This is a genomic window from Streptomyces sp. NBC_00306 (assembly GCF_036169555.1).
GTDB classification, from domain to species: domain Bacteria; phylum Actinomycetota; class Actinomycetes; order Streptomycetales; family Streptomycetaceae; genus Streptomyces; species Streptomyces achmelvichensis.
Map to the genome: position 1 here is coordinate 2,561,677 of NZ_CP108032.1, position 25,989 is coordinate 2,587,665.

The following is a 25,989-nucleotide window of genomic DNA, read 5'->3' on the forward strand; positions in this document are numbered from 1 at the left end:
GGTGTTCCGGAGCCTCCACCGGGTCGGTGAGGGTGGGATGCCGGCTCCCCCACGGGCGCCGGGAGGCGCCCGAGGAGGACCGGTGTCGGCTCCGGGGTCCTTAAGTCCCTAGCGGGAGTCGCTGCCCTTCGAGACGGCCGCCGCACGGCCTGCCTCCAGGCGCGCCACCGGGATACGGAACGGCGAGCAGGACACGTAGTCGAGGCCCACCTCGTGGAAGAAGTGCACCGACTCCGGGTCGCCGCCGTGCTCACCGCAGACGCCGAGCTTGAGGTCCGGGCGGGTGGCCCGGCCGGCCTCGACCGCGTTGCGGACGAGCGAGCCGACGCCGTCCTTGTCGATGGTCTCGAACGGAGAGACCCCGAAGATGCCCTTCTCCAGGTACGCGGTGAAGAACGAGGCCTCCACGTCGTCGCGGGAGAAGCCCCAGACCGTCTGCGTGAGGTCGTTCGTCCCGAAGGAGAAGAACTGGGCGGCCTCGGCGATCTGACCGGCGGTGAGCGCGGCACGCGGCAGCTCAATCATCGTGCCGATGGTCAGCCGCAGGTCGGTCCCCGTGGCGGCCTGCACCTCGGCGATGACCCGGTCGGCCTCCTCGCGCACGATCTCCAGCTCCTGGACGGTGCCCACCAGCGGGATCATGATCTCGGGGCGCGGGTCACCCTTGGCGTTCTTGCGCTCGGCCGCGGCCTCGGCGATCGCCCGTACCTGCATGGCGAACAGACCGGGGATGACCAGACCGAGGCGGACGCCGCGCAGGCCCAGCATCGGGTTCTGCTCGTGGAGCTTGTGCACGGCCTGGAGCAGCCGCAGGTCGTTCTCGTTGTGGTCCTTGCGGGCCTCGGCGAGCGCGACGCGCACCGACAGTTCGGTGATGTCGGGGAGGAACTCGTGCAGCGGCGGGTCGAGCAGCCGGACGGTGACGGGCAGTCCGTCCATCGCCTCGAACAGCTCGATGAAGTCCTTCTTCTGGAGCGGCAGCAGCGCACCCAGAGCGTTCTCGCGCTCGTCGTCGGTGTCGGCGAGGATCAGCTTCTCGACCATCTCCCGGCGCTCACCGAGGAACATGTGCTCGGTGCGGCACAGGCCGATGCCCTGGGCGCCGAACCGGCGGGCGCGCAGCGCGTCCTCGGCGTTGTCGGCGTTGGCCCGCACGCGCAGCCGGCGCACCCGGTCCGCGTAGGCCATCACCCGGTGCACGGCGGCGACCAGTTCGTCGGCGTCGTCCGCGCCGGCGTGCATCCGGCCCTCGAAGTACTCGACGACCGGGGACGGTACGACCGGCACCTCGCCGACGTACACCTTGCCGGTGGAGCCGTCGATGGAGACGACGTCGCCCTCCTCGATGACCGTGCCGTTCACGGTCATCCGGCGGCGCTTGGTGTCGACCTCGAGCTCCTCGGCGCCGCAGACACAGGTCTTGCCCATGCCGCGGGCGACGACGGCGGCGTGCGAGGTCTTGCCGCCGCGGGAGGTCAGGATGCCCTCCGCGGCGATCATGCCGTCGAGGTCGTCGGGGTTGGTCTCGCGGCGGATGAGAATGACCTTCTCGCCCGAACGCGACCACTTCACCGCGGTGTAGGAGTCGAAGACCGCCTTGCCGACCGCGGCACCCGGGGACGCGGCGATACCGCGGCCGAGGAGTTCCGTCTTCGCCTGGTCGTCGAAGCGGGGGAACATCAGCTGCGCGAGCTGGGCGCCGTTGACCCGCTGGAGGGCCTCGGCCTCGTCGATCAGCCCCTGGTCGACGAGCTGCGTGGCGATGCGGAACGCGGCGCCGGCGGTGCGCTTGCCGACGCGGGTCTGCAGCATCCACAGCTGGCCGCTCTCGATGGTGAACTCGATGTCGCACAGGTCCTTGTAGTGCGTCTCGAGGGTCTCCATGATCTGCATCAGCTGGTCGTACGACTTCTTGTCGATCTGCTCCAGCTCGGCGAGCGGGACGGTGTTGCGGATGCCCGCGACGACGTCCTCGCCCTGCGCGTTCTGCAAGTAGTCGCCGTAGACGCCCTGGTGGCCGCTGGCGGGGTCACGGGTGAAGGCGACGCCCGTGCCGGAGTCGGGGCCGAGGTTGCCGAACACCATGGAGCAGATGTTGACCGCGGTGCCGAGGTCGCCGGGGATGCGCTCCTGGCGGCGGTAGAGCTTGGCGCGGTCGGTGTTCCACGACTCGAAGACCGAGCGGATCGCGAGGTCCATCTGCTCGCGGGGGTCCTGCGGGAAGTCGCGCCCGGCCTCGGTCTTGACGATCTTCTTGAACTGCTTGACCAGCTTCTTCAGATCGCCGGCGTCGAGGTCGGTGTCGATGGTGACCTTCTTGGCGGTCTTGGCGTCGTCGAGGGCCTCCTCGAAGAGCTCGCCGTCGACACCGAGCACCGTCTTGCCGAACATCTGGATGAGGCGGCGGTAGGAGTCCCACGCGAAGCGCTCGTCGCCGGCCTGCTGGGCCAGGCCCTCGACCGACTTGTCGGAGAGGCCGATGTTGAGGACGGTGTCCATCATGCCGGGCATGGAGAACTTCGCGCCCGAACGCACCGACACCAGAAGCGGGTTGTCGGCCTGGCCGAGCTTCTTGCCCATCTTCTGCTCGAGGGCGTCGAGGTGCGCACTCACCTCGTCGCGCAGAGCCGCCGGCTCCTCGCCGCTGTCCAGGTAGACCTTGCACGCCTCGGTGGTGATGGTGAAGCCCGGAGGGACGGGAAGGCCGAGGTTGGTCATCTCGGCGAGGTTCGCACCCTTGCCGCCGAGGAGGTCCTTCAAATCCCTGTTGCCCTCGGTGAAGTCGTAGACGAACTTCGCTACGTGGGGATCTTTGTTTTCCGACACGGGTCTCGACTCCTCGAGGACGCGGTGGCTGCCCTGACGGCCAGGAACATACCCAGATCGAAGGCGCCTGGGTACGTCCACTTGGCCGTCATACGGCCGTAACCACTCGTCCGCCACCAGATCGAAAGTGACCGGGCAGCCGACGCGCGATCGGCAACCTTTCAAGCCCTGAACACATCACCACTCTCAGCGACGAGAATGCGGCGAACCATCGACGGAGAGCGATGATTCTCGCGATCGGATGAACCCATGAAGGGTGGCACTCGGTGCCACCCTTCCGAGAGATGCAGTCGCCACCAAATCGCTCATCTGAGCGGCACCCCTATCAAGGGTGGCGAGAATCACGCGGCCGAAGACCGTCCGGTCCCATCATCCGGACCCGCGGAACACGCCGCAACACATCGGCTCAGCACCTCCAGGTCCACCTCCTCCAGGCTCTCGGCGAAGACCCGACCTGCTGATTCGGGCACCGGAAGCAACGAGGGCACCACGAGCACCGGGCATCCCGCGGCCTGCGCCGAGGCACTCCCGTCCGGCGAGTCCTCCACCGCCACACAGGCCCCGGGGTCGGCCCCGAAGCGCTCAGCCGCCGCCCGGTAGGGATCCGGGTGCGGCTTGGTCCGCGCGGTGTCGTCGGCGGACAGGGTGAAGGAGAAGGGCACCCGGGCCAGCGCCCCCTGCACCACACAGTCCACGACCAGCCGCGGCGAGGCGCTGACCAGGGCGAACGGCACATCGCACCGTTCCAGTTCGGCCAGCAGCCGACGGACTCCTGGACGCAGCGGGGCCCCCGCCGCCACCCGCCGGTGAAAGGCGCGGGTCAGCGCGTCGGCCGCCTCGGTGGCACTGAGAGACACCCTGGGGCCGGGGAGGGCCACTCGCATCAGATGAGCGGCCGTGTCCTGGACGGCGCGGCCGACGACCTCGGGTGCGTCCGCGGCACCCAGCCGGTGCCCGACCGAGGCGGCGACCTCCTCGGCCGCCTCCCACCACAGCACCTCCGTGTCGACGAGGGTGCCGTCCATGTCGAAGAGGACGGCCGCGGGACGGGCCGGGGCTCCCGGGGTCACGGCGCCGCCGGCACGACGAGGACGGGACGCTCCGCCAGGGACATGCGCGCGCGGGTGCCGGGGGTGAGCAGGGCCGCCTCCCGAGAGGGCAGATCCGCCTTGACCGATCCGCCGCCCGGCAGATCGAGCAGGACCCGGGTGACCGAGCCGAAGAAGGACGCGGAGACGACGGTGGCCTCACCCTCCGGGTCCGCGACGACGAAGACGTTCTCGGGGCGTACGAGCACCTCGACCGCACCGGCCGTGACCGGCGGATCGCCGTCCACCGGCAGTGCGGCGCCCGCGACCTCCACCAGGCCGCCGCCGGTCGTCAAACCGGGCAGCCGGTTCATGGTGCCGACGAACTCGGCGACGAACGCCGTCGCGGGGCGCTGGTACAGCTCGGCGGGCGCCGCGCACTGCTCCAGCCGTCCCGCGTTCAGGACGGCGACGCGGTCCGCCATGGACAGGGCCTCCTCCTGGTCGTGCGTGACGAAGATCGTGGTGATGCCGAGCGACAGCTGAAGCCGCCGGATCTCCTCGCGCAGGCTGAGCCGCACCTTGGCGTCCAGCGCGGACAGCGGCTCGTCGAGCAACAGCACACGCGGTTCGAGTGCCAGGGCGCGGGCGAGCGCGACCCGCTGCTGCTGGCCGCCCGACATCTGGTGCGGGTAGCGGCCGCCGTGCTCAGGCAGGCCGACGAGGGCGAGGAGTTCGGCGGCGCGGGCGTTCCGCCGGGCGGCGGGCACCTTGCGCACCCGCATGCCGAAGGCGACGTTGTCACGGGCGCTGAGGTTGGGGAAGAGGCTGTACGACTGGAACACCATCCCGGCGTCCCGGCGGTTCGCCGGCACCCGGGTGATGTCCTCGCCGTCGACCAGGACCTCACCCGCGTCGGGCTGTTCAAAGCCGGCGACGACCCGCAGCGCGGTGGTCTTGCCGCAGCCCGAGGGGCCGAGGAGGGCGAGCAGTTCGCCGGGCTCGACGGTCAGGTCGAGACCGTCGAGGGCGACGGTGGAGCCGAACGCCCGGCGCAGACCGCGGAATTCGACGCGCGCACCCGCGCCGGCGGCGACCTCGCCGGCCACGGCCACGCGTGATGCGGTGGGTGCGGTGGGTGCGGACATGGTTCAGGACTCCTTGCTGGAGGCGGGGGCGGCAGCGGGTACGGAGCCCACGCTGCGGCTGCCGTTGCCCGCACGGGACAGGAGGAGGAGCAGCGCCCAGGTGATCAGGAGGCTGAGGATGGACACGGCCACCGACATCCGGGCCTGCGATCCGGAGACGGTGACGATCCACACCGCGAACGGCTGGAAGCCGAGCAGGGCGGCGATCGTGAACTCGCCGAGCACGAGGGCCAGGGTGAGGAACGCGGCCCCGGCCAGCGAGGTGCGCAGATTGGGCAGCACGACCCGGCCGATCACCTGCGGCCAGTTCGCCCCGCAGTTGCGGGCGGCCTCGACCAGCGTCGGCACGTCGACGGCGCGCAGCCCCGCGTCCAGTGAGCGGTACACGAACGGCAGCGCCATCACGGTGTACGCGAGGACGAGGACGAGCGGGAAGCTCTCGTTCTGGACGGCGAGGAACGTCTGGTAGAGCGGGGTGCGCGACAGATGCTCGGGCCCCCAGCGCAGCACCGTGCCCATGCCGGTGACCAGCGCGATCGGCGGCACCACCAGCGGCAGCATGCACACGACCTCGACGAGCGGCCGCAGCTTCGGCGCTCCGAGCCGTACGGCGACCAGCGCGGGCACCGCGAGCAGCAGCACCAGGGCGATGGTGGCGGCGGCGAGCCCGAGGGAGAGCAACAGGCTGTCGGTGAAGCCCTCGGCGCCGAGGATGCCGGTGTACGCCTGGAACGAGATGCCCTGCCCGGGGGTGTGGACGGTGAAGACGAACGAGGCGGCGAGCGGCACCAGGAAGTACAGGCCCGCCAGGCCCAGCACGAACCCGCGCCACACCCGGGGCCTGTCGGCGCGACGCCGCAGCGGCGCGGACGGCGCCTTCTCCGGCACGAGGGGGGTGACCGGGTCGGCCGGTGCGGTGGGGGTCAGCGCAACCATCGGGCACTCCGTCGCTGAAGGGGGAGATAGACCGCCATGACCAGCCCGGCGATCAGGATCATGTCGAGGCTGAGGGCGAGGGCCACGTTCTCCTGGCCGACCAGCACATTGCCGGAGAGCGCGTCCGCGATCTTCAGCGTGACCAGCGGCACGGACCCGCCGACCAGGGCGGCGGCCGTGGCGTGCGCGGCGAACGCGCTGCCGAACAGCAGGACGAAGCCGCCGAGCAGCGACGGGGCGAGGACGGGCAGTCCCACCATCCGCCAGTACTGCCAGGTGCTCGCTCCGGTGTTCTGCGCCGCCTCCCGCCACTGGGGCCGCAGCCCGTCGAGCGCGGGCACGATCGTCAGCACCATCAGCGGGGTGAGGAAGTAGAGGTAGACCACGCTGAGTCCGGTGAAGGAGTACAGGTTCCAGCCGAGGCTGTCCAGGTCGGCGAGCTGCGTGAGCACGCCGGAGATGCCGGCGGTCGCGATGAAGGCGAACGCCAGCGGTACGCCGCCGAAGTTGGCCAGGACACCCGATGCGGTGAGCGTGGCGCTGCGCAGCCACTGCCGGCGTGAGGTGACGACGGCCTGCGCGATGAACAGTCCTGCCAGCGAACCGATCACCGCGGTGAGCCCGGAGAGCTGCACACTGCCGGCGAGGGAGTCCAGATAGGGGCCCTGGAGCGAGCGGCGGACGTGCTCACCGGTCAGCGAGGAGCCGCCGGTCGTCGCATCGGTGCGGGTGACCGCGCCGTACAGCACGGCCCCGAACGGAAGTCCGAAGCACAGCCCGGTGAACAGCAGCAGCGGCAGGACCGCGAGCCCGCTGCCGGGCCCGCGCCGCCGGCGACGCACACCGCCGGCGGTCCGGGTGGAGGACGGAAGAGTCACGGACATCAGGAGAGGGCCTTGTCCCACTTCTCGGCGAGTACGGCCTTGGCCTTGTCGAGTTCGGCGGACGAGGGGAACGTGGGCGTGCCCTCGACCTGCGGGAGCTTGGCGACGAAGGACTTGTCGGCGGTGCCGCCGGCGGTCATGACGGGCAGCAGCACGGGGCGGGCGTAGCCCTTCAGCCAGAGGTTCTGGCCCTCGGTGCTGTAGAGGAACTCCATCCACAGCCGGGCGGCGGCGGGGTGGGGAGCCTGCTTGTTGACGGCCTGCGAGTAGTACTGGGCGTAGACGCCGTCGGAGGGGACGGCGACCTTCCAGTCGACGCCCTTGCCGCGGAACTGGTCGGCGTAGCCGGCGTTGAGGTAGTCCCAGTCGATGCTGATCGGGGTCTCGCCCTTCTCGACCGTGGCCGGGGTGGACTCGACGGGGATGAAGTTGCCGCGCTTCTTCAGCTCGGCGAAGTAGTCGATGCCGGGCTGGATGTCGCCGAACGTGCCCTTGTTGGCGAGAGCGGCCGCGTACACACCGCCGAAGGCCGAACCGGACTTGGTCGGGTTGCCGTTCAGCGCGACCTTGCCCTTGTACTCGGGCTTGAGCAGGTCGGCGAAGGTCTGCGGGCAGTTCTTGATCCGCTTGGCGTCGCAGCCGATGGAGACATAGCCGCCGTAGTCGTTGTACCAGCGGGCCTGCGCGTCCTTCTGCTCCGCGGGGATCTTGTCGAAGGCCTCGACCTTGTACGGCGCGAAGAGGTTCTCGGCGGCGCCGCTGCGCGCGAAGGCGATGCCCAGGTCCAGGACGTCGGGGGCGCGCTTCTGGCCCTTGCGGGCCTTGACGGCCGCGATCTCGTCGGCGCTGGCGGCGTCGGGGTTCTCGCTGTTGACCTTGATCTTGTACGTGGCCTCGAAGGCCTTGATGATCTCGCCGTAGTTGGCCCAGTCCGGCGGGAGGGCGATGACGTTCAGCTCGCCCTCCTTCTCCGCGGCCTCGACGAGCGCCTGCATACCGCCGAAGTCGGCGGCGGAGGCACTGGCCTTCGCCCCCACGGTGCCCGCGGCCGCGTTGTCGGGCGCGGCACCGCAGGCCGTGACGGTGGTGAGCACCGCGGCGCCGAGCAGGGCGGCGGCGACGGGGCGGGTAGGTCTGAACACGGTCTCTCCCGGAGACTAAGTGAGAACTTGTCTGAACAAGCTGAGCTCAGTTCGCCCGGATGACCTGTCCGGATCATGAACGCCGCATGACCGCCGGGGATCGGGCGACGGAAGAGACAAAGCCACCTCACCAACGGTCATAGCTGGTTGCAGCGCGTGGGTTCGGCCGCGCCCGGACACGGTTAGGGTGAGGAGGGAAGCGGAACCCAGCGCAACCGACTGCGCACAGTTTCGGGGCACGGAGGACGTTCGCGTGGGCACGGCGCGTTATCTGGAGATCGCGGAAGCGCTGCGGGGATCGATCCTCGGCGGCGAGTATCCGGTCGGGGCCCAACTCCCCTCGGAGAGCGACCTCGCCGACCGCTGGTCCGCCTCGCGCGGCACCGTGCGCCAGGCCGTCGCCGTCCTCGCCTCCGAGGGCCTGATCGGATCCCGCCAGGGTGCGCGCAGAATCGTGCTCCGGCACGAACGGCGCCACAGCTTCGCGGAGTTGAACAGTTTCGCCCAGTGGGCCGATTCACAGGGCTACGAGGTCGCGAGCCGCATCCTGACCCGGGTGCGCCGGCCCGCCACGCCCACGGAGGCCTCCCGGCTCTCGGTACCGACCGGGTCCGCGATCCTCCATGTGCTGCGGCTGCGGCTGCTGGACGGCGAGCCGGCGATGCTGGAGCGCACCGCGTACGCGCCCTGGGTCGCACCGGCCGTCGAGGAGCTGCCCGAGGACTGCTCGTCGATCATGAACAGCATCGCCGGGACGCACGACATCGTCGCGCACTACGGCGAGCACCTCATCGACGCGGTGTCCGCGGGCAGCGTCGACGCGCGGATGCTGCGGGTGCGCCGGGGCAGTCCCCTGCTGCGGCAGCGGCATGTGTCGTCCACGGCGACGGGCCGGGCCATCGAGTGGACGGACGACCGTTATGTGGCGGGCAGCGTGACGTTCAGCGTGAGCAACTCGTCGGACACGGCGCCGCTGTCGCGCCACGCGGGCCAACTGGACGGCTAGGGCGGGCCGTTCACCGACAGCGCGGACCGGTCGCCCGACCTGTCGCCCGACCTGTCGTCCGGCCTGCCGCTCGGATCAGGCCGGACAACGCGGGCCTCAGCCGCCCGAGGTGTCCAGTTCCGCGTCCGCGCTGATGCCCGCGCAGTCGTAGGGGTCCTTGAGCCAGCCGTCCGGCAGGACGACGCGGTTGTTGCCCGACGTACGGCCGCGCGGGCCGTCCGCGCCCACGGGCCACGGCTGGTCGAGGTCCAACTCGGCCAGCTGGGCGTCCAGTTCCGCCAGCGAGGACGTGATCGCCAGCTTCTTGCGCATCTCGGAGCCGACCGCGAAGCCCTTGAGGTACCAGGCCACGTGCTTGCGGAAGTCGATGACTCCGCGTGTCTCGTCGCCGATCCACTCCCCCAGCAGCTCCGCGTGCCGCCGCATCACCGCGGCGACCTCGCGCAGGGTGGGTGTCGCGTACGACCCCGTGCCCTCGAAGGCCGCGACCAGGTCGCCGAAGAGCCACGGCCGGCCCAGACAGCCGCGCCCCACGACGACGCCGTCGCAGCCCGTCTCGCGCACCATCCGCAGCGCGTCGTCCGCCGACCAGATGTCGCCGTTGCCGAGCACCGGGATCTCCGGGACGTGCTCCTTGAGGCGTGCGATCGCGTCCCAGTCCGCCGTACCGCCGTAGTGCTGCGCGGCCGTGCGACCGTGCAGCGCGATCGCCGTCACGCCCTCGTCGACCGCGATCCGTCCGGCGTCGAGGAAGGTGATGTGGTCGTCGTCGATGCCCTTGCGCATCTTCATCGTCACGGGGAGGTCGCCGGCGCCCGTGACCGCCTCGTGCAGGATGGCGCGCAGCAGCGGCCGCTTGTAGGGCAGGGCGGAGCCGCCGCCCTTGCGGGTCACCTTGGGCACGGGGCAGCCGAAGTTGAGGTCGATGTGGTCGGCGAGGTTCTCGTCCACGATCATGCGGACCGCCTTGCCGACGGTGGCCGGGTCCACGCCGTACAGCTGGATCGACCGCGGCGTCTCGCTCGCGTCGAAGTGGATCAGCTGCATCGTCTTCTCGTTGCGCTCGACCAGCGCCCGCGTCGTGATCATCTCGCTCACGAAGAGTCCCTTGCCGCCGGAGAACTCCCGGCAGAGGGTGCGGAACGGAGCATTCGTGATGCCGGCCATGGGCGCGAGCACGACCGGCGGCTGTACGGAGTACGGGCCGATCGAGAGCTTCGCGAGGGACGCGGGAGACGGGGCGAGCGTGGTCATTCGCCCATTGTCGCGCACGTCCGGAGTCGTTAGTTAACCGTACTATCGACGTATGTCCGAGCTCACATCACGACGGCGGCTGCTCATCCTGGCGATCTGCTGCATGAGCCTGCTGATCGTCTCCCTCGACAACACGATCCTCAATGTGGCGCTGCCCTCCATCAGCAAGGAGATGCACGCCTCCGTGTCCGGGATGCAGTGGACGATCGACGCGTACACGCTCGTCCTCGCGTCGCTGCTGATGCTCGCCGGTTCCACCGCCGACCGGATCGGCCGCCGCCGGGTCTTCAAGGCCGGGCTCGTGATGTTCACCCTGGGCTCGCTGCTGTGCTCGATCGCCCCGAACCTCGAATCGCTGGTCGCGTTCCGCATGGTCCAGGCCGTCGGCGGCTCGATGCTCAACCCGGTCGCCATGTCGATCATCACCAACACCTTCACCGACGCGCGCGAACGCGCCCGCGCGATCGGTGTGTGGGGCGGCGTCGTCGGCATCTCCATGGCCGCGGGCCCGATCGTCGGCGGAGTGCTCGTGGACACCGTCGGCTGGCGTTCGATCTTCTGGGTCAATCTGCCGGTCGGTCTGATCGCTCTGCTGCTGACCTGGCGCTACGTCCCGGAGTCCCGCGCGCCGAAGCCCCGCCGGGCCGACCCGGTCGGGCAGCTGCTCGTCATCACCCTCCTCGCCTCGCTCACCTACGCGATCATCGAGTCGAGCATCGTGTTCGCCGTGGTCGCCGCCGTCGCGCTGGCCGGTGTGCTGCTGTACGAGCCGAGGCGCCACGAACCCCTCATCGACCTGCGCTTCTTCCGCAGCGCCCCGTTCAGCGGAGCCACGGTCGTCGCCGTCTGCGCCTTCGCCTCCCTGGCCGGGTTCCTCTTCATCAACACGCTCTACCTCCAGGAGGTCCGCGGTATGTCCGCCCTGCACGCGGGGCTGTACATGCTGCCGATGGCGGGGCTCACCCTCGTCTGCGCACCCCTGTCGGGGCGGCTGGTGGCGAGCCGGGGACCACGCCTCCCGCTGGTGATCGCGGGGATCACGATGGCCGCGAGCGGGGTGCTGTTCGCCGCGTTCGAGGCGGAGACCTCGGAAGTGCTGCTCTTCGTGGGCTTCGTCCTGTTCGGACTCGGCTTCGGCATGGTGAACGCGCCGATCACCAACACCGCGGTCTCCGGGATGCCACGCGCCCAGGCGGGCGTGGCCGCCGCCGTCGCCTCGACCAGCCGTCAGATCGGCCAGACGCTCGGCGTCGCCGTGATCGGGGCCGTCCTGGCCGCGGGCGTCTCCACGGCGACGTACGCCACGGACTTCGTCCCGGCCAGCCGCCCGGCCTGGTGGATCCTCACCGGCTGCGGTGTATGCGTGCTGGTGGTCGGGGTCCTGACGAGCGGCCCCTGGGCCCGCGAGACGGCCCGGAGGACGGCGGAACGACTGGGCGCGGCGGACCGGGAGCCGGAGCGGTCGGCGGCGGATGTGTGAGGGGGGCTGCCGTGGCTGGCGGGCCGGGGGCCCGGTCGTGACCGGCTGACCGACGCGGCGGACGGGGGCCTGCCCGTCACGGCCGGCTGACCCGTACTGCGGGCGCGGGACCCGACCCGACGGCGCCTCGGGCGCGGGACTCGGCCGTGCGCGCTGTTGGCACGGCTCCGCCGAGACCAGCGCACGGGTAAGGGTCCGCCCCTGTCCCGGCTGCCGGTGTCGCGGGCGTCCGACGCGGTCGGGCAGGGGCGTGATCCGGTAGCCGTGCGGGCCCCGTCGAAGATGCGCTCGCGAGGCCCGGGACCGGCGGTCCGCCCGTTCGGCCCAGCCGGTCGCGAGGAGCATGCGGCGCCTCGCGACCGGGCTCCGCACGCGCCATACGTCCGGTGCGACACCGGCCACCTCCGAGCCCCCGGAAACGAGCGGCAGAAACGCGCCGTCCGACCGGCGGCCGCACCGCCGCGCCCCCTGCCCGGCCGCCGCTCGGGCGGCGTGTCAGACCTCCGCGGACGCCAACGCCTGGAGCTTCTCCAGCCGTTCACGGGACACCGCGTCCAGCGGGACGTACGTCACCAGCCGGGGGCCCGCCTTCGGGCCGAGCCAGAGGTTGTTGTGCTCCAGGTGCAGCAGACCGACGTGCGCGTTGTCGATGTGCTTCGTCTTGCCGCCCTGGCCGACCACCTCGTGCCGCGCCCACACCTCGCGGAACTCCTGCGACGACTCCAGCCGTGCCAGCAGCGCCTTCCACGCCGGCTCGGCCAGGTGCTCCGCCATCGACGCCCGGAACTTCGCCGCCATCATCCGGTTCGACGCCGCGAGGTCCACGACCGCCGACCGCCAGTCCTCGTTGGAGAAGGCCAGCACCATGCAGTTGCGGTCCTCCGGCGGCAGGGCGTCGAGATCGCACAGCAGCCGCCCGTACGTGCGGTTGTGGGCGAGGATGTCGTACCGGCTGTTCTGGATGCACGCCGGAATCGGCTCCAACTGCTCCAGCATCTGCCGCAGTCCCGGGGTGACCGTGGGGCAGGGCGTGCCCGGCGCCGGGTCGGACGCGCCCGCCAGCGCGAAGAGATGGCTGCGCTCGCTGGAGTCGAGCAGCAACGCCCGTGCGATCGCGTCGAGCACCTGGGGCGACACCTGGATGTCCCTCGCCTGCTCCAGCCACGTGTACCAGGTGACGCCCACGGCCGAGAGCTGGGCGACCTCCTCGCGGCGCAGCCCGGGGGTGCGCCTGCGGCGCCCGCGCGGCAGACCCACCTGCTCCGGGGTGATCCGCTCGCGACGGCTGCGCAGAAAGCCCGCGAGCTCGTGCCGTCGTACGTCGGACTCCTGCACCATCGTCGTCATACCCCCAGGGTGCCGAACGGCTCAGACCGTTGCCAGGTGGTGCTTGTACCAGGATAAGGACACTCTGGTACCAGGCTGCGAATCGGAGGATCTTCGGATGTGTGAGTGAGACACGTGTCCTTTCCCCCGTTTCCGCCCCCGCCACCGCCGACGGCGGACCGGTGCTCGGCCCGCTCGGGCTGTTCACCCTTCTTCTCGGCGCGGCACTTCCGCTGATCGACTTCTTCATCGTCAATGTCGCCCTGCCGACCATCGACCACGACCTCGCCGCGGGTCCCGCGATGCTGGAACTGGTCGTCGCCGGCTACGGGCTCTCGTACGCCGTCCTGCTCGTCCTCGGCGGGCGGCTCGGCGACCAGTACGGGCGCCGCCGGCTCTTCCTCGCCGGGATGGCCGCCTTCGGACTGACCTCACTCGCCTGCGGGCTGGCGCCCGACGCCTGGACCCTCGTCGGCGCACGGGTCGCCCAGGGCGCGGCCGCCGCGCTGATGCTGCCGCAGGTGCTGGCCACGATCCAGGCGTCGACCTCGGGGCAGCGCAGGGCTCGGGCCATGAGCCTGTACGGCGCCACCGCCGGTCTCGCGATGGTGGCCGGACAGATCGTGGGCGGCGTGCTCGTCGCGGCCGACATCGCGGGCAGCGGCTGGCGGGCGATCTTCCTGGTGAACGTGCCGGTCGCGCTGGCCGGCCTCGTACTGGCGACGCGCTCGGTCCCCGCCACCCGGTCGAAGGACCCGGCGCCCGTCGATCTGCCGGGCACCGTGCTGCTGACCGTCGCCCTGCTCGCGCTGCTGGCTCCGCTGACGGAGGGCCGGGCCGCCGGCTGGCCGCTGTGGACGTGGCTCGCGCTCGGCGCGTTCCCGGTCGCGGCGGCGGTGTTCTGGTGGGTGGAACGGCGCTCGGACCGTCGCGGCCGCACTCCCCTGGTGCCGCCGAGCCTGTTCGCCCAGCCCTCCCTGCGCCGCGGACTCGCGATGCTGCTGCCGTTCTCGGTCGGCTTCGGCGGTTTCATGTTCGTCATCGCGGTCGCGCTCCAGCAGGGCCTCGGCGCGGGCGCGATCGCGTCCGGACTGACACTCGTGCCGATGGCCGTCGCCTTCTTCGTGGCGTCGCTCGCCGGGCCGCGGCTGGTGGTCCGGCACGGCACACGGATCGTCACGGCCGGCGGCCTTCTCCAGGGTCTCGGTGTCGCGGTCCTCGCACTGACCGTGTGGCACGACTGGTCGCACCTGGCGCTCTGGCAGCTCGCCCCCGGTCTCGCCCTCGCGGGCTTCGGTCAGGGGCTCCAACTGCCCGTGCTCTTCCGCGTGGTGCTCTCCGACGTACCGAACGAGAAGGCGGGCGTGGGCAGCGGGGTGATGGTGACGACCCAGCAGTCCGCGCTGGCCCTGGGTGTGGCCACGCTGGGCTCGCTGTTCCTGTCGCTGACGGAGAGCTCGGGCGCCGGACGGGCGCTGACGGTGACCCTGCTGGTGTGGCTGGGCGTGATCGCGCTGACCACGCTGCTGAGCCTGCGGCTGCCGCGCACCCTGACCTGAGCGGTGCGGTGCGCCGGGGGCCCGGGGGTGCGCCGGGGCCCGGGGGTGCGCCGGGGCCGGACATGCCCGTGGGCCCGGACCGCCTGTGCGGTCCGGGCCCACGGTTGTGCGTTGTGCGCCTACTGGTTCTGCTCCTCCTGCGGAGCGTCGGTGCCCTCGGCACGCTCGCGCATCTTCCGCAGCAGTTCGGCCTTCTGCTCGGCGGCCGTCTGCCGGTCGGCGTTGCGCGTGGGTCCGTTGGCCTGCTGTTCGGCGCGGGACAGCTTGCGCCGCTGTCCGCCGACTCCGAGAAGGTTGTTCCGGCTCTTGGCCATGGGGTTCTCCCATTCGTGGTGAGAAGTGACTTCGGGAACGTCAGACGGGGGGCGGGTCGGGCCGCCGCCCTCTCACTCGTAGATCTGGAAGAACGAAGACATGAGGGAGACGGTACCGCCTGGCGAGAGGCCGGTCATCCGAATTCGGGGCAGCGTGGTGCACGGCGGTGGGCGAGAGGCGCGTCGCACCTCGCCTGACAGATATCGAATGACAGATATTGAAATCTGTCATTCGTTAGGTACGGTAGTGGTGTCAGCGTTTCCTCCACGCACCCCAGGAGCCCCTCATGGCCCCCACCCCCCGCCCCCTCGGCACCACAGGCCCACTGGTCTCCCCGCTCGGCCTCGGCTGCATGGGCATGTCCGCGCTGTACGGCGAGGCCGACCGCGCCGAGTCCATCGCCACCGTCCACGCCGCCCTCGACGCCGGCGTCACCCTGCTCGACACCGGCGACTTCTACGGCATGGGCCACAACGAACTGCTCGTCAACGAGGCCCTGCGCAGCGCGCCGTCGGCCGCCCGCGAGAAGGCCCTCGTCAGCGTCAAGTTCGGCGCGCTGCGCGACGCCGACGGCGGCTGGTCGGGAGTCGACGGCCGGCCCGCCGCGGTGAAGAACTTCGCCGCGTACTCCCTGCAGCGCCTCGGCCGCGACCACATCGACATCTACCGGATCGCCCGCATCGACCCCGGCGTCCCGATCGAGGAGACCGTCGGCGCCATCGCCGAACTGATCGAGGCGGGCCATGTGCGACACGTGGGCTTGTCCGAGGTGGGCGCGGACACCATCCGGCGGGCCGCGTCGGTGGCCCCGATCGCGGATCTCCAGATCGAGTACTCCCTGATCTCGCGCGGCATCGAGGACGAGATCCTGCCGACGACGCGCGAGCTGGGCATCGGCATCACCGCGTACGGCGTGCTCTCCCGCGGGCTGATCAGCGGCCACTTCTCGCACGACCGCGAACTGGCGCCCGGCGACTTCCGCGGCATGAGCCCGCGCTTCCAGGGCGAGAACCTGCGCCACAATCTCGACCTCGTCGAGCAGTTGCGGAAGATCGCCGAGCAGAAGGGCATCACCGTCGCGCAGACCGCGATCGCCTGGGTGCTCTCCCGCGGTGAGGACATCGTGCCGCTGGTCGGCGCCCGGCGCCGGGACCGGCTCACCGAGGCCCTCGGCGCGCTCGACGTCACGCTCGACGCCGGTGAGCTCGCGGCCATCGAGGAAGCCGTCCCGGCGGGAGCGGCCGCCGGCGCGCGCTACCCCGAGGCGCAGATGGCCCACCTGGACAGCGAGCACTGAATCCGGTGCAGGCGAACCGGCCGGGTACCGTCGACACCATGCCGACCAGCGAGACCCTGACGACCGAGCGCATCCTGGAAGCCACCGAGGATGTGCTGCGCCGCTACGGCCCGGCGAAGGCCACGGTCGTCGACGTCGCGCGGCTGCTGGGCGTGAGCCACGGCAGCGTGTACCGCCACTTCCGAACGAAGGCGGCGCTGCGGGAGGCCGTGACGGCGCGCTGGCTCGGCCGTACCGAGGACCTGCTCGCGGAGATCACCGAGGCCCCCGCGGCGTCGGCCGGGGAGAAGCTGCGGCACTGGCTGTCGGCACTCTTCGAGGCCAAACGCCACAAGGCCGGCGACGATCCCGAACTCTTCGCCACCTACAGCGCGCTGATCACCGAGACCAGCGACACGGTGGACCGGCATCTGGCGCTGCTGACCGGCCAGCTCACCCGCATCGTCGAAGAGGGCGTGACGGCGGGCGAGTTCAGGGCCGAGTCGCCCGCGTCCGCGGCGCAGGCGGTGTTCGTCGCGACGGCCCGCTTCCACGACCCCGTGCACGCGCCGGAGTGGCGCAGGCCGGCCATCGAGGACGAATTCCGTGCGGTGTGCGACCTGTTGCTGCGGGGACTGCGTCCCTGAGACCGGTGGAGGTCAGGCCGGACGCGCTCCGGCCGACGGGTCGACGGTCGCCTGATGGACCTCGGCGAGGTGCTCCTCGGCCTTGAGCCAGGGCAGGAACTGCGCACCCTTGCGCCAGCCGCAGGTGTCACAGGTGAGCATCCGCTGCATGCCCGATTTCGCTACATGCACGACGTGTTCGCGGCCGTGCTGGTCCCATCTGCTGACCTTGCTGGTGGTCGTGGACGGCATGGTGTCTTCTCCCGGGTGACGAGTGCGCCCCAGTGTGCAGTACGGACAACATCAACAGGGGACCCTTGTCGCTCTGTTGCCCCGCACGTCGACAACCAGGCGCCCGGCAGCCACCTTTCGGCCGGTCGGAGCCGTACGGACACGGCCGTGCCCGCGCGCGGAAGGAGTCCACGCACACACGCGAAGGCCGGCCGGGCTGTATGCCCGGCCGGCCTTCGGCGATCGGATGGGTACGTCAGCAGCCGAGGAGCCGGGCGCCGAGGTAGGACTGGATCTGGTCGAGGGAGACACGTTCCTGCGTCATGGTGTCGCGCTCGCGCACGGTTACCGCGTTGTCGTCGAGGGTGTCGAAGTCGACGGTGACGCAGAACGGCGTGCCGATCTCGTCCTGACGGCGGTAGCGGCGGCCGATGGCGCCGGCGTCGTCGAACTCGATGTTCCAGTTCTTCCGCAGGTCCGTGGCGAGGCCCTTGGCCTTCGGCGACAGCTGCGCGTTGCGGGAGAGCGGCAGGACGGCGACCTTGACCGGTGCGAGGCGCGGGTCGAGGCGCATCACGGTGCGCTTCTCCATGACGCCCTTGGCGTTCGGGGCCTCGTCCTCGTTGTACGCGTCCAGCAGGAAGGCGAGCATCGCCCGGCCGACACCGGCCGCGGGCTCGATGACGTACGGGGTCCAGCGCTCGCCGGCCTCCTGGTCGAAGAACGACAGGTCGTGGCCGGACGCCTTGGAGTGCGCCGAGAGGTCGTAGTCGGTGCGGTTGGCGACGCCCTCGAGCTCGCCCCACTCGCTGCCGCCGAAGCTGAAGCGGTACTCGATGTCCGCGGTGCGCTTGGAGTAGTGGGAGAGCTTCTCCTGCGGGTGCTCGAACCAGCGCATGTTCTCCTCACGGAGACCCAGGTCGCGGTACCAGTTCCAGCGCTGCTCCATCCAGTATTCCTGCCACTGCTCGTCCTCGCCGGGCTTGACGAAGAACTCCATCTCCATCTGCTCGAACTCGCGGGTGCGGAAGATGAAGTTGCCCGGAGTGATCTCGTTCCGGAAGGACTTGCCCATCTGCGCGATGCCGAACGGCGGCTTCTTGCGCGACGTCTGCTGCACCTGGCCGAAGTTGGTGAAGATGCCCTGGGCGGTCTCGGGACGCAGGTACGCGACCGAGCCCGAGTCCTGGGTCGGGCCGAGGTGCGTGGAGAGCAGGCCGGAGAACTGCTTGGGGTCGGTGAAGGTGCCCTTGTTGCCGCAGTTGGGGCAGTTGAGGTCGGCGAGACCGTTCTCCGGGGCCCGGCCGTTGTGCTTCTCCTCGTACGCCTCGATGAGGTGGTCGGCGCGGTAGCGCTTGTGACAGGAGGTGCACTCGGTCAGCGGGTCGGTGAAGGTGGCGACGTGACCGGAGGCCTCCCAGACCTCGGGGGCCAGGATCACCGACGAGTCGATTCCGACGACGTCCTCGCGCGAGGTGACCATGTAGCGCCACCACTGACGCTTGATGTTCTCCTTCAGCTCGACGCCCAGCGGCCCGTAGTCCCAGGCGGCTCGCTGGCCGCCGTAGATCTCGCTGCACGGGTAGACGAAGCCACGGCGCTTGCTGAGGCTGACGATGGTGTCGATCTTGTCGGCGGCCACGGTGCTCTCTTCATTAACGACGACGAATGTATGGGGGGTGAGGCGCGGAGCGCTTCGTTGGGGGGTGGCGGTCGGGAGACGGGCGGGCGAATGCTTCAGGTTACCGGCGGGCGCACCCCTCCAATCAAATCGGTAGGGGTACGACCGGCCCGAGGGGCCGCTCAGCAGCTTTGTTGACAATCGTTTCCACTTTTGTTGAAAATGACAGTCATGAACGTACGCCGCCTGATACCCACCACCGTCGCCGCCGGAGCCGTCGCTCTCGGCCTCATGGCCGTGTCCGCCTGCTCGGCCTCCGGTGCCGCCGACGGCAAGGACGGCGACGGCAGGCTCAAGGTGGTGGCGTCGTTCTACCCCATGCAGTACTTGGCGGAGCAGATCGGCGGCAGCCATGTCGCCGTCTCCACCCTCACCCGGCCGGGCGTCGAGCCGCACGACCTGGAGCTCAAGCCCCGCCAGACCGCCGAGCTGGGCGAAGCCGGCTACATCCTCTACCTCAAGGGCATCCAGCCCGCCGTCGACAAGGCCATCGACGAGTCCGAGGCGAAGAACAAGGTCGATGCCGCCACCCTGACCGAGCTGGAGCACCACGGCACCGAGGGCGGCCACGGCCACGCGGGTGACGAGGCGGCCCACGACGAGCACGCCCACGAGGCGGAGGGCGAGGCGGGCGCCGACCCCCACATCTGGCTCGACCCCGTGAAGTACGCCGAGGTCGCCAAGGGCGTCGGGGCCTCCCTGGAGAAGGCCGACCCCGACCACGCCGCGGACTACCGGAAGAACACCACCGCGCTGGTCACCAAGCTCGACGGCCTGAACACCGCCTTCGAGCAGGGCCTGAAGAACACCACGACGAAGACCTTCATCACCACGCACTCCGCCTTCGGCTACCTCGCCGAGCGCTACGGCCTGGACCAGGAGGGCATCGCGGGCATCGACCCCGAGTCCGAGCCGAGCCCGGCCCGCATCAAGGCGCTCCAGACCCTGGCGAAGAAGGAGAAGGTCAGCACCGTCTTCTTCGAGACGCTCGCCAGCGACAGGACCGCGAAGACCCTCGCCGAGGACACCGGGCTGAAGACGGCCGTCCTCGACCCGCTCGAGGGAATCACCGAGAGGTCCCAGGGCGATGACTACATCGGCGTGATGCAGTCCAACCTCGCCGCGCTGCAGAAGGCTCTCGGCGCGAAGTGACCCACCCATCCCCATCGGAGGCATCGTGAGCGAGCCCGTCATATCCCTCCGCGGGGCCCAGGCCTCGCTCGGCTCGCGCCCCGTGCTGCGCGGCGTCGACCTCTCCGTGGAGCGCGGTGAGGTCGTCGCGCTGCTCGGCGCGAACGGCTCGGGCAAGTCGACCGCCGTACGCAGCGTGATCGGCCAGGTGCCGCTCACGAGCGGCACGATCACGCTCTTCGGCACCGAGCTGCGCCGGTTCCGCGGGTGGTCGCGCATCGGCTATGTGCCGCAGCGCACCACGGCCGCGAGCGGCGTGCCCGCGACCGTCCGCGAGGTCGTCTCCTCGGGCCGGCTGTCCCGCGCGCGCCTCGGTCTGCTCTCGCGGGCCGACCGCGCGGCCGTGGACCGCGCCATCGAGCTGGTCGGCCTCACCGACCGGGCCAGGGACTCCGTGAACGCCCTGTCCGGCGGGCAGCACCAGCGGGTGCTCATCGCCCGCGCGCTCGCCTGCGAACCCGAACTGCTGATCATGGACGAGCCGATGGCGGGCGTGGACCTGGTCAGCCAGGAGATCCTCGCCGGGACGCTGCGTGAGCAGGTGGCGGCCGGGACGACCGTGCTGCTCGTGCTGCACGAACTGGGCGCGCTGGAGCCGCTCATCGACCGCGCGGTGGTGCTGCGGGACGGCTGCGTCGTCCACGACGGACCGCCGCCCGAGGCCGTGGGCCAGCACGCCCTGCCCGGCCACGACCACGTACATCCGCACGCGGCCGACGAGCCGCTCCGCACGGGACTGCTGACCTGATCATGGAAATCCTCGAGACCGCCTTCATGCAGCGGGCGCTCATCGCGGCCGTACTGGTCGGCATCACCGCGCCCGCCGTCGGCATCTATCTGGTGCAGCGCCGGCAGGCGCTGCTGGGCGACGGCATCGGCCATGTGGCGATGACCGGCGTCGGCCTCGGCTTTCTGCTGTCCACCAACCCGGTGTGGATGGCGACGGCCGTCTCCGTGGTCGGCGCGATCGCGATGGAGCTGATCAGGGCGTACGGACGCACCCGCGGCGACATCGCGCTGGCGATGCTCTTCTACGGCGGTATGGCGGGCGGCGTCCTGCTGATCAACATCTCGGACACCGGCTCGACGGCCAATCTGAGCTCGTTCCTGTTCGGCTCGCTGTCCACGGTGTCCGACGAGGACCTCACGGCGATCTGTGTGCTCGCCGCGTTCGTCGTGCTCGTCTCGCTGGGCCTGCGGCGCCAGTTGTTCGCGGTCAGCCAGGACGAGGAGTTCGCCCGGGTGACGGGGCTGCCGGTGCGGGCGCTGAACCTGCTGATCGCGGTCACCGCGGCGGTCACGGTCTCGGTGGCGATGCGCGTGGTGGGCCTGCTGCTGGTCAGCGCACTGATGGTGGTGCCCGTGGCGGCGGCGCAGCAGATCTCGCGCTCGTTCCGGGCGACGTTCGCCCTCGCGGTCGGGATCGGTGTCGCGGTCGCGCTGGCCGGCACGACCACGTCGTACTACCAGGACGTCCCGCCGGGAGCGACGATCGTCCTGCTCGCCATCGCGGTCTTCATCACGCTGACCGTGCTGGCAACCCCCCTGGCCAGACGGCGTGCCCGCACGGTCGAGGCGGCCTCGGCGGAGTGCACCGCGGACATGCCCGGCAGCCGCCGTCCCGGCGACGACGTCAAGGTCTGACCGCGGGCCTGGCAGAATTGGGCCCGACAGCATGTGCGGGCGAAGCGAGGAGGCACCTGTGGTGACGGCGCCAACGGGCGGGAACCCCGCCCCAGTGCGAGGCCGGTCGACCCGGCAGCGTGCCGCGGTGGCGGCGGCGCTCGACGAGGTGGACGAGTTCCGCAGCGCGCAGGACCTTCACGACATGCTCAAGCACCGCGGCGATTCGGTGGGTCTGACCACGGTCTACCGCACCCTTCAGTCGCTGGCGGACGCCGGCGAGGTGGATGTCCTGCGCACCAGTGACGGCGAGTCCGTCTACCGGCGCTGCTCGACGGACGACCACCACCATCACCTGGTGTGCCGGGTGTGCGGCAAGGCGGTGGAGGTCGAGGGTCCCGCGGTCGAGCAGTGGGCGGAGACGATCGCCGCGCAGCACGGCTATGTGAACGTGGCGCACACCGTCGAGATCTTCGGCACCTGCGCGGACTGCGCGAGCGCCTCTGCGCAGGCCTGACCCGGTAACGGCGCGCTCCGGACCGGAGCGCGCCGCCCCTCAGCGTTCGAAGCAGTTGTAGGTGCCGTCGGCGTTGCGGGCGACGCTGTTGCTGTCGCCGCAGTGCAGGGCCGGTGCGAGCGTGTTCAGACGCCACACCAGCGATACGGCCAGACACGCGGTCGCGAGCACGGCGAGGCGGGAGCGGCGGCCGGCCACCACCATGGCCGCCGCCGTCGCCACCGCCGCCGCGCGCAGAAAGAAGTACGCGACATCGGCGCGGTTCTCACGGAGGCCGTCGAGCGTCTCCATCTCGAACGTGAACACGAAGCTCAGGTAGGTGGCGAGCGCCGCGACCGCGAAGAGCGCGACGCTGCCACATCCCCGGCCGGTCACGCAGTCGTGCCCTCGGGGCGGCCGCGCATCGCTTCCAGTTCCTCGTTCGGGATGGCACCGCCGAAACGGCGGTCCCGCTGGGCGTACTCCAGGCAGGCACGCCACAGGTCACGCCGGTCGAAGTCCGGCCACAGCACGTCCTGGAAGACCATCTCGGCGTAACTGCTCTGCCAGATCAGGTAGTTCGACGTGCGCTGCTCGCCGCTCGGACGCAGGAACAGGTCCACGTCCGGCATGTCCGGGTAGTACAGGTACTTCTGGAACGTCTTCTCGTTCACCTTCGACGGGTCCAGCTTCCCCGCCGCCACATCGCGCGCGATGCCCTGCGCGGCGTCCGCGAGCTCGGCCCGGCCGCCGTAGTTCACGCAGAAGTACAGCGTCATCGCGTCGTTGTCCTTGGTCTGCTCCTGGGCGATCTGGAGCTCCTGGACGACCGACTTCCACATCTTCGGCATCCGCCCGACCCAGCGGATACGGATACCGAGCTCGTCCATCTCGTCACGGCGGCGGCGGATGACGTCACGGTTGAAGTTCATCAGGAAGCGCACCTCGTCGGGCGAACGCTTCCAGTTCTCGGTGGAGAAGGCGTAGAGGGAGAGGTTCTTCACTCCCATCTCCAGGCAGCCCTTGAGCACGTCCAGCACGACGGCCTCGCCGACCTTGTGGCCCTCGGTGCGGGGCAGACCGCGCTCCTTGGCCCAGCGGCCGTTGCCGTCCATCACGCAGGCCACATGGCCCGGCACCAGCTCGCCCGGGATCTTCGGCGGGCGGGCGCCGGAGGGGTGCGGCTCGGGGACCTTGTACTCGCGGCGGGACCGGCCCAGGATTCCGCGTCGTGCCATGCGGCTCACATCTCCTATTTCTGCTACTTCTCGACGTACCGGAGGGAGCGCAGTCCGCGCTCCAAGTGCCAGTGCAGGTACGCGGACACCAGTCCGCTGCCCTCCCTGACGTGGCGCGCCTCGCACGCGTCCGCCGTGGGCCAGTCGCCGGTCAGCAGCGCGCTGAGCAGTGCGATGGCCTCCGCAGAGGGTACGACGCTGCCGGGCACCCGGCAGTCGCCGCATATGACGCCGCCCGCGGCCACCGAGAAGAAGCGGTTCGGCCCGTGGAGGCCGCACTTCGCGCAGTCGTCGAAGCTGGGCGCGTAGCCGTTGACGGCGAGGGAGCGCAGCAGGAAAGCGTCGAGGATCAGGTGGGGGGCGTGCTCGCCGCGCGCGAGGGTGCGCAGCCCGCCGACGAGGAGGAGGTACTGCTGGACGGCCGGCTCGCCCTCGTGGTCGGTGAACCGCTCGGCGGTCTCGAGCATGGCGGTGCCGGCGGTGTAGCGGGCGTAGTCGGAGACGATGCCGCCGCCGTAGGGGGCGATGGTCTCGCTCTGGGTGCACAGCGGCAGCCCGCGCCCGACGAGCTCGCTGCCGCGGGCGAAGAACTGCACGTCGACGTGCGAGAAGGGTTCGAGCCGCGCGCCGAACTTCGACTTGGTCCGCCGCACCCCGCGGGCGACGGCCCGCACACGCCCGTGCCCCCGCGTGAGCAACGTGATGATGCGGTCGGCCTCGCCCAGCTTCTGGGTGCGCAGCACGACACCGTCGTCACGGAACAGGCTCATGCGCTCCATTCTCCCGTACGCCGTCCTCTGCGCGGCCCTCAGGGCCGAACCGGTGGGGTACCGGGCCCCGGGGCCCGCCGCCGGGCCGACGCGGGGCGCGGCGGGGGGAACGCTCGTACAGTGGAATCAGCCGGTTCCCCCGCCGCAGCGCCCGCCCCTGGGCCCGCCTGCCGCTCCGGAGCCGGCCGACACCCCTTCACCCCCGAGCAACGCCCATCCGGCGCTGATCCATCACGAAGGGCAGTGACATGCAACTCGCTTACGACTATCCCCTGCTGGGAGCCATGTGGACGGTCCTCTGGATCTCCCTGTGGGTGCTCTGGTTCTTCCTGCTCTTCCGGATCATCGGCGACATCTTCCGGGACGACACGCTCAGCGGCGGGATGAAGACCGTCTGGCTCCTGTTCGTCATCCTGCTCCCCTTCCTCGGGGTCTTCGTCTACGTCGTCGCCCGCGGCCGCGGCATGGGCCGGCGCGAGCAGAAGCATGCCGAGGACCAGAAGAAGGCCCTCGACGAGTACATCCGCAGCACCGCCGGCGGCCCGAGCGAGGTGGAGCAGCTCGCGAAGCTGTCCGAGATCCGGGCCCGCGGCGACATCTCGGACGCGGAGTTCAACCGCGCGAAGGAGAAGATCCTGCACTGAGGAGGCACATCACCCGCCCCGGGGAGCGCCGGCTCACGCCTCCAGGCGCTCCTCGAGGCGCACGGTGACCGAGTCCCCCGCCTCCTTGCCGATCGCCTTTCGCACATCCGCCTTCACCGGCAGCTTGTGCGTGCCGTTCCCCAGCGCCATGAAGGAGCTGCGGAACGGGTGTCCGTCGATCGTGCCGCGGACCTTGACCAGGCCCCGGGTGCCGAAGTACTCCACCGACTCCGGCCATACGAGATAGGTCCAGCCGCCCTTGCTCGGGCTCTTCACCAGGGTGGCGGTGAACTGCTTGTTCATGACGGTGCCCTCACAGTCCTGTCGTCGGCTCTGCAGGATGGACCGCCGCGGCGGTCGGAACTCATCGCAGCCGGCGGCCCTGCCGCTTGTCCCGTGAGTGGCCGCCCCGCAGCCGCGTCATCTCGGCGTCCTTGCCGATCGCCCGGGCCAGCACCACGCCGAGGATGATGAGGGCCACGCCGAACCACGACGCCGACGCGTCGAAGACCAGGGCGAGGATGCCCATCGGGATGAGCAGGCCGGCCAGCGGGGTGAGCAGATGGCGGACCGGCGGCGGGTGCCCGTCGGACCGGCGGCTGCGGACGACCTGCGGGTACCACTCGGTGAAGCTCACCGCCATCACGATCGCCGCGATCTGGACGACCCAGCCCGTCCAGAGGTTGTTCGGGTTGTGCAGCACCAGATCGCCGTAGCCGCCCGCGATGGCCGCCACCAGGAAGGCGAGGCCCCAGGCACCGGTGATCACCTGGTTGGCATGGCGGAACTCCGGCGAGTCCCAGTACTCCTTGCCGACGCGCTCGCGTGCGTACTGGAGGGTGAAGGGCATCCCGGCGGCCATCGAGCCGAACGCGATGACCACCAGTGCGAGGTTGGACAGCTCACCCGCGTAGGTCTCCAGCCAGTTCAGCGTGCCCTCGGAGGCCACGGCTCCGATCACCGCCAGCGCGGCGAAGAAGACGATGTCCGCCACTTCCAGCAGCTTGACCGACCTGCCACGGTGGAGCACCCGCCCGAGCACCACGAGCAGCACCACCACCGCGAGGGCGAGGCCCACGGCCAGCTCGAACCGCCCGGGGCCGACCAGCACCGAGAAGATGATCCACGGGGACATGCCGACGACGGGGTTCTCCAGGGCGGCTTCCAGCCGGCCACCGGGTACCGAGCCTGCGGCAGCGTTCATGGGCGCGCCCCTTCGCCGGGCCGGTCTGCCCCGGCGCTCCTGTCCCGCTGTGGCCGGTGTCGGCCCCCGACGGGTTTCCTGGTACCAGCGTGCAGCGGGATCCCG

The 25,989-nt window shown here is 70.6% G+C and carries 26 protein-coding genes; 10 read left to right on the plus strand and 16 right to left on the minus strand.

The annotated features are described in order from the left end of the window. Window positions 1-108 precede the first annotated feature (108 nt). From ppdK to OHA05_RS11400, 6 genes are all read right to left on the minus strand, one after another. Entirely contained in the window at window positions 109-2,826 is a 2,718-nt protein-coding gene (ppdK, locus tag OHA05_RS11375) for a pyruvate, phosphate dikinase (protein WP_313946434.1), read from the minus strand. Between the two features lie 341 nt (window positions 2,827-3,167). Next, window positions 3,168-3,896 carry an HAD family hydrolase gene (locus OHA05_RS11380; RefSeq protein WP_328860497.1) on the minus strand — a complete coding sequence of 243 codons (729 nt, stop codon included), beginning with the start codon at window positions 3,894-3,896 and terminating at the stop codon, window positions 3,168-3,170. Beyond that, complete coding sequence (locus OHA05_RS11385; protein WP_328860498.1) at window positions 3,893-5,002, minus strand: ABC transporter ATP-binding protein; 1,110 nt, start codon at window positions 5,000-5,002, stop codon at window positions 3,893-3,895. The genes OHA05_RS11380 and OHA05_RS11385 overlap by 4 nt, the downstream gene beginning before the upstream one ends. 3 nt (window positions 5,003-5,005) lie before the next feature. Beyond that, window positions 5,006-5,938 carry an ABC transporter permease gene (locus tag OHA05_RS11390; RefSeq protein ID WP_328860499.1) on the minus strand — a complete coding sequence of 311 codons (933 nt, stop codon included), beginning with the start codon at window positions 5,936-5,938 and terminating at the stop codon, window positions 5,006-5,008. Then, the gene (locus OHA05_RS11395; protein ID WP_313946430.1) at window positions 5,926-6,822 is read right to left on the minus strand and encodes an ABC transporter permease; all 897 of its coding nucleotides are present in this window, start codon (window positions 6,820-6,822) and stop codon (window positions 5,926-5,928) included. The genes OHA05_RS11390 and OHA05_RS11395 overlap by 13 nt, the downstream gene beginning before the upstream one ends. Further along, a complete protein-coding gene (locus tag OHA05_RS11400; protein WP_328860500.1) occupies window positions 6,822-7,964 on the minus strand; it encodes an ABC transporter substrate-binding protein in 1,143 nt (380 codons plus the stop codon). The genes OHA05_RS11395 and OHA05_RS11400 overlap by 1 nt, the downstream gene beginning before the upstream one ends. Before the next feature lie 253 nt (window positions 7,965-8,217). Here OHA05_RS11400 and OHA05_RS11405 point away from each other — a divergent pair, with 253 nt between their 5' ends. Then, window positions 8,218-8,970 carry a GntR family transcriptional regulator gene (locus tag OHA05_RS11405; protein WP_313946428.1) on the plus strand — a complete coding sequence of 251 codons (753 nt, stop codon included), beginning with the start codon at window positions 8,218-8,220 and terminating at the stop codon, window positions 8,968-8,970. Between the two features lie 96 nt (window positions 8,971-9,066). On the opposite strand, the gene dusB is transcribed toward OHA05_RS11405, so the two are convergent. Then, a complete protein-coding gene (dusB, locus tag OHA05_RS11410) occupies window positions 9,067-10,224 on the minus strand; it encodes a tRNA dihydrouridine synthase DusB (protein WP_313946427.1) in 1,158 nt (385 codons plus the stop codon). A gap of 52 nt (window positions 10,225-10,276) precedes the next feature. Between dusB and OHA05_RS11415 the strand changes: the two genes are divergently transcribed. After that, on the plus strand, window positions 10,277-11,704 hold the full coding sequence (locus tag OHA05_RS11415; RefSeq protein WP_328860501.1) for an MFS transporter: 1,428 nt from the start codon (window positions 10,277-10,279) through the stop codon (window positions 11,702-11,704). 495 nt (window positions 11,705-12,199) lie between these two features. Here the strand turns inward: OHA05_RS11415 and OHA05_RS11420 are convergent, their stop codons facing one another. Further along, window positions 12,200-13,051 carry a helix-turn-helix transcriptional regulator gene (locus tag OHA05_RS11420; RefSeq protein WP_328860502.1) on the minus strand — a complete coding sequence of 284 codons (852 nt, stop codon included), beginning with the start codon at window positions 13,049-13,051 and terminating at the stop codon, window positions 12,200-12,202. 101 nt (window positions 13,052-13,152) lie between these two features. Here OHA05_RS11420 and OHA05_RS11425 point away from each other — a divergent pair, with 101 nt between their 5' ends. Beyond that, window positions 13,153-14,589 (plus strand): MFS transporter, encoded by a 1,437-nt coding sequence (locus tag OHA05_RS11425; RefSeq protein ID WP_328860503.1) that lies wholly within the window; start codon window positions 13,153-13,155, stop codon window positions 14,587-14,589. Window positions 14,590-14,708: 119 nt separating this feature from the next. On the opposite strand, the gene OHA05_RS11430 is transcribed toward OHA05_RS11425, so the two are convergent. Further along, window positions 14,709-14,903, minus strand: coding sequence for a DUF6243 family protein (locus OHA05_RS11430; RefSeq protein WP_313946424.1), 195 nt, complete (start codon window positions 14,901-14,903; stop codon window positions 14,709-14,711). 287 nt (window positions 14,904-15,190) lie between these two features. On the opposite strand from OHA05_RS11430, the gene OHA05_RS11435 reads away from it, so the two are divergent. After that, window positions 15,191-16,201, plus strand: a complete 1,011-nt coding sequence (locus OHA05_RS11435) for an aldo/keto reductase (RefSeq protein ID WP_328860504.1) — start codon at window positions 15,191-15,193, stop codon at window positions 16,199-16,201. A 38-nt stretch (window positions 16,202-16,239) separates the two neighbouring features. After that, window positions 16,240-16,827, plus strand: coding sequence for a TetR family transcriptional regulator (locus tag OHA05_RS11440; RefSeq protein WP_328860505.1), 588 nt, complete (start codon window positions 16,240-16,242; stop codon window positions 16,825-16,827). Window positions 16,828-16,839: 12 nt separating this feature from the next. On the opposite strand, the gene OHA05_RS11445 is transcribed toward OHA05_RS11440, so the two are convergent. After that, window positions 16,840-17,058, minus strand: a complete 219-nt coding sequence (locus tag OHA05_RS11445) for a hypothetical protein (protein WP_313946421.1) — start codon at window positions 17,056-17,058, stop codon at window positions 16,840-16,842. Between the two features lie 235 nt (window positions 17,059-17,293). Then, a complete protein-coding gene (locus OHA05_RS11450) occupies window positions 17,294-18,679 on the minus strand; it encodes a glycine--tRNA ligase (RefSeq protein WP_313946420.1) in 1,386 nt (461 codons plus the stop codon). A 210-nt stretch (window positions 18,680-18,889) separates the two neighbouring features. Here OHA05_RS11450 and OHA05_RS11455 point away from each other — a divergent pair, with 210 nt between their 5' ends. Genes OHA05_RS11455 through OHA05_RS11470 form a run of 4 tightly spaced genes read left to right on the plus strand, consistent with a single transcriptional unit; the run spans window position 18,890 to window position 22,049 of the window. Next, window positions 18,890-19,870, plus strand: coding sequence for a metal ABC transporter substrate-binding protein (locus tag OHA05_RS11455; RefSeq protein WP_328860506.1), 981 nt, complete (start codon window positions 18,890-18,892; stop codon window positions 19,868-19,870). Between the two features lie 22 nt (window positions 19,871-19,892). Further along, a complete protein-coding gene (locus OHA05_RS11460) occupies window positions 19,893-20,657 on the plus strand; it encodes a metal ABC transporter ATP-binding protein (RefSeq protein ID WP_313949020.1) in 765 nt (254 codons plus the stop codon). A 2-nt stretch (window positions 20,658-20,659) separates the two neighbouring features. Continuing rightward, entirely contained in the window at window positions 20,660-21,553 is an 894-nt protein-coding gene (locus tag OHA05_RS11465) for a metal ABC transporter permease (protein ID WP_313946418.1), read from the plus strand. 58 nt (window positions 21,554-21,611) lie between these two features. Beyond that, the gene (locus OHA05_RS11470; RefSeq protein WP_328860507.1) at window positions 21,612-22,049 is read left to right on the plus strand and encodes a Fur family transcriptional regulator; all 438 of its coding nucleotides are present in this window, start codon (window positions 21,612-21,614) and stop codon (window positions 22,047-22,049) included. Window positions 22,050-22,088: 39 nt separating this feature from the next. Here OHA05_RS11470 and OHA05_RS11475 read toward each other — a convergent pair whose 3' ends face one another. The 3 genes from OHA05_RS11475 to recO are packed head-to-tail and all read right to left on the minus strand — an operon-like array spanning window position 22,089 to window position 24,036. Beyond that, window positions 22,089-22,424 (minus strand): hypothetical protein, encoded by a 336-nt coding sequence (locus tag OHA05_RS11475; RefSeq protein WP_328860508.1) that lies wholly within the window; start codon window positions 22,422-22,424, stop codon window positions 22,089-22,091. Next, entirely contained in the window at window positions 22,421-23,266 is an 846-nt protein-coding gene (locus OHA05_RS11480; protein WP_313946415.1) for an isoprenyl transferase, read from the minus strand. The genes OHA05_RS11475 and OHA05_RS11480 overlap by 4 nt, the downstream gene beginning before the upstream one ends. 23 nt (window positions 23,267-23,289) lie before the next feature. Beyond that, a complete protein-coding gene (gene recO, locus OHA05_RS11485; RefSeq protein WP_313946414.1) occupies window positions 23,290-24,036 on the minus strand; it encodes a DNA repair protein RecO in 747 nt (248 codons plus the stop codon). A gap of 248 nt (window positions 24,037-24,284) precedes the next feature. Between recO and OHA05_RS11490 the strand changes: the two genes are divergently transcribed. Then, entirely contained in the window at window positions 24,285-24,680 is a 396-nt protein-coding gene (locus OHA05_RS11490) for an SHOCT domain-containing protein (protein ID WP_313946413.1), read from the plus strand. 33 nt (window positions 24,681-24,713) lie between these two features. Here the strand turns inward: OHA05_RS11490 and OHA05_RS11495 are convergent, their stop codons facing one another. Then, window positions 24,714-24,983 (minus strand): DUF1905 domain-containing protein, encoded by a 270-nt coding sequence (locus tag OHA05_RS11495; RefSeq protein WP_313946412.1) that lies wholly within the window; start codon window positions 24,981-24,983, stop codon window positions 24,714-24,716. Between the two features lie 61 nt (window positions 24,984-25,044). Then, window positions 25,045-25,884: a hypothetical protein gene (locus OHA05_RS11500; RefSeq protein WP_328860509.1), complete on the minus strand. Its 840-nt coding sequence runs from the start codon at window positions 25,882-25,884 to the stop codon at window positions 25,045-25,047. Window positions 25,885-25,989: the final 105 nt, after the last annotated feature.

Coding starts and splice junctions, on each gene's coding strand:
- OHA05_RS11395 (WP_313946430.1), bottom strand. CDS start 6,822: ATGTCCGTGACTCTTCCGTCCTCCACCCGGACCGCCGGCGGTGTGCGT.
- OHA05_RS11480 (WP_313946415.1), bottom strand. CDS start 23,266: ATGGCACGACGCGGAATCCTGGGCCGGTCCCGCCGCGAGTACAAGGTC.
- recO (WP_313946414.1), bottom strand. CDS start 24,036: ATGAGCCTGTTCCGTGACGACGGTGTCGTGCTGCGCACCCAGAAGCTG.
- OHA05_RS11435 (WP_328860504.1), top strand. CDS start 15,191: ATGGCCCCCACCCCCCGCCCCCTCGGCACCACAGGCCCACTGGTCTCC.
- OHA05_RS11390 (WP_328860499.1), bottom strand. CDS start 5,938: ATGGTTGCGCTGACCCCCACCGCACCGGCCGACCCGGTCACCCCCCTC.
- OHA05_RS11495 (WP_313946412.1), bottom strand. CDS start 24,983: ATGAACAAGCAGTTCACCGCCACCCTGGTGAAGAGCCCGAGCAAGGGC.
- OHA05_RS11430 (WP_313946424.1), bottom strand. CDS start 14,903: ATGGCCAAGAGCCGGAACAACCTTCTCGGAGTCGGCGGACAGCGGCGC.
- OHA05_RS11465 (WP_313946418.1), top strand. CDS start 20,660: ATGGAAATCCTCGAGACCGCCTTCATGCAGCGGGCGCTCATCGCGGCC.
- OHA05_RS11455 (WP_328860506.1), top strand. CDS start 18,890: ATGAACGTACGCCGCCTGATACCCACCACCGTCGCCGCCGGAGCCGTC.
- OHA05_RS11440 (WP_328860505.1), top strand. CDS start 16,240: ATGCCGACCAGCGAGACCCTGACGACCGAGCGCATCCTGGAAGCCACC.
- OHA05_RS11415 (WP_328860501.1), top strand. CDS start 10,277: ATGTCCGAGCTCACATCACGACGGCGGCTGCTCATCCTGGCGATCTGC.
- OHA05_RS11500 (WP_328860509.1), bottom strand. CDS start 25,884: ATGAACGCTGCCGCAGGCTCGGTACCCGGTGGCCGGCTGGAAGCCGCC.
- OHA05_RS11445 (WP_313946421.1), bottom strand. CDS start 17,058: ATGCCGTCCACGACCACCAGCAAGGTCAGCAGATGGGACCAGCACGGC.
- dusB (WP_313946427.1), bottom strand. CDS start 10,224: ATGACCACGCTCGCCCCGTCTCCCGCGTCCCTCGCGAAGCTCTCGATC.
- OHA05_RS11490 (WP_313946413.1), top strand. CDS start 24,285: ATGCAACTCGCTTACGACTATCCCCTGCTGGGAGCCATGTGGACGGTC.
- OHA05_RS11420 (WP_328860502.1), bottom strand. CDS start 13,051: ATGACGACGATGGTGCAGGAGTCCGACGTACGACGGCACGAGCTCGCG.
- OHA05_RS11385 (WP_328860498.1), bottom strand. CDS start 5,002: ATGTCCGCACCCACCGCACCCACCGCATCACGCGTGGCCGTGGCCGGC.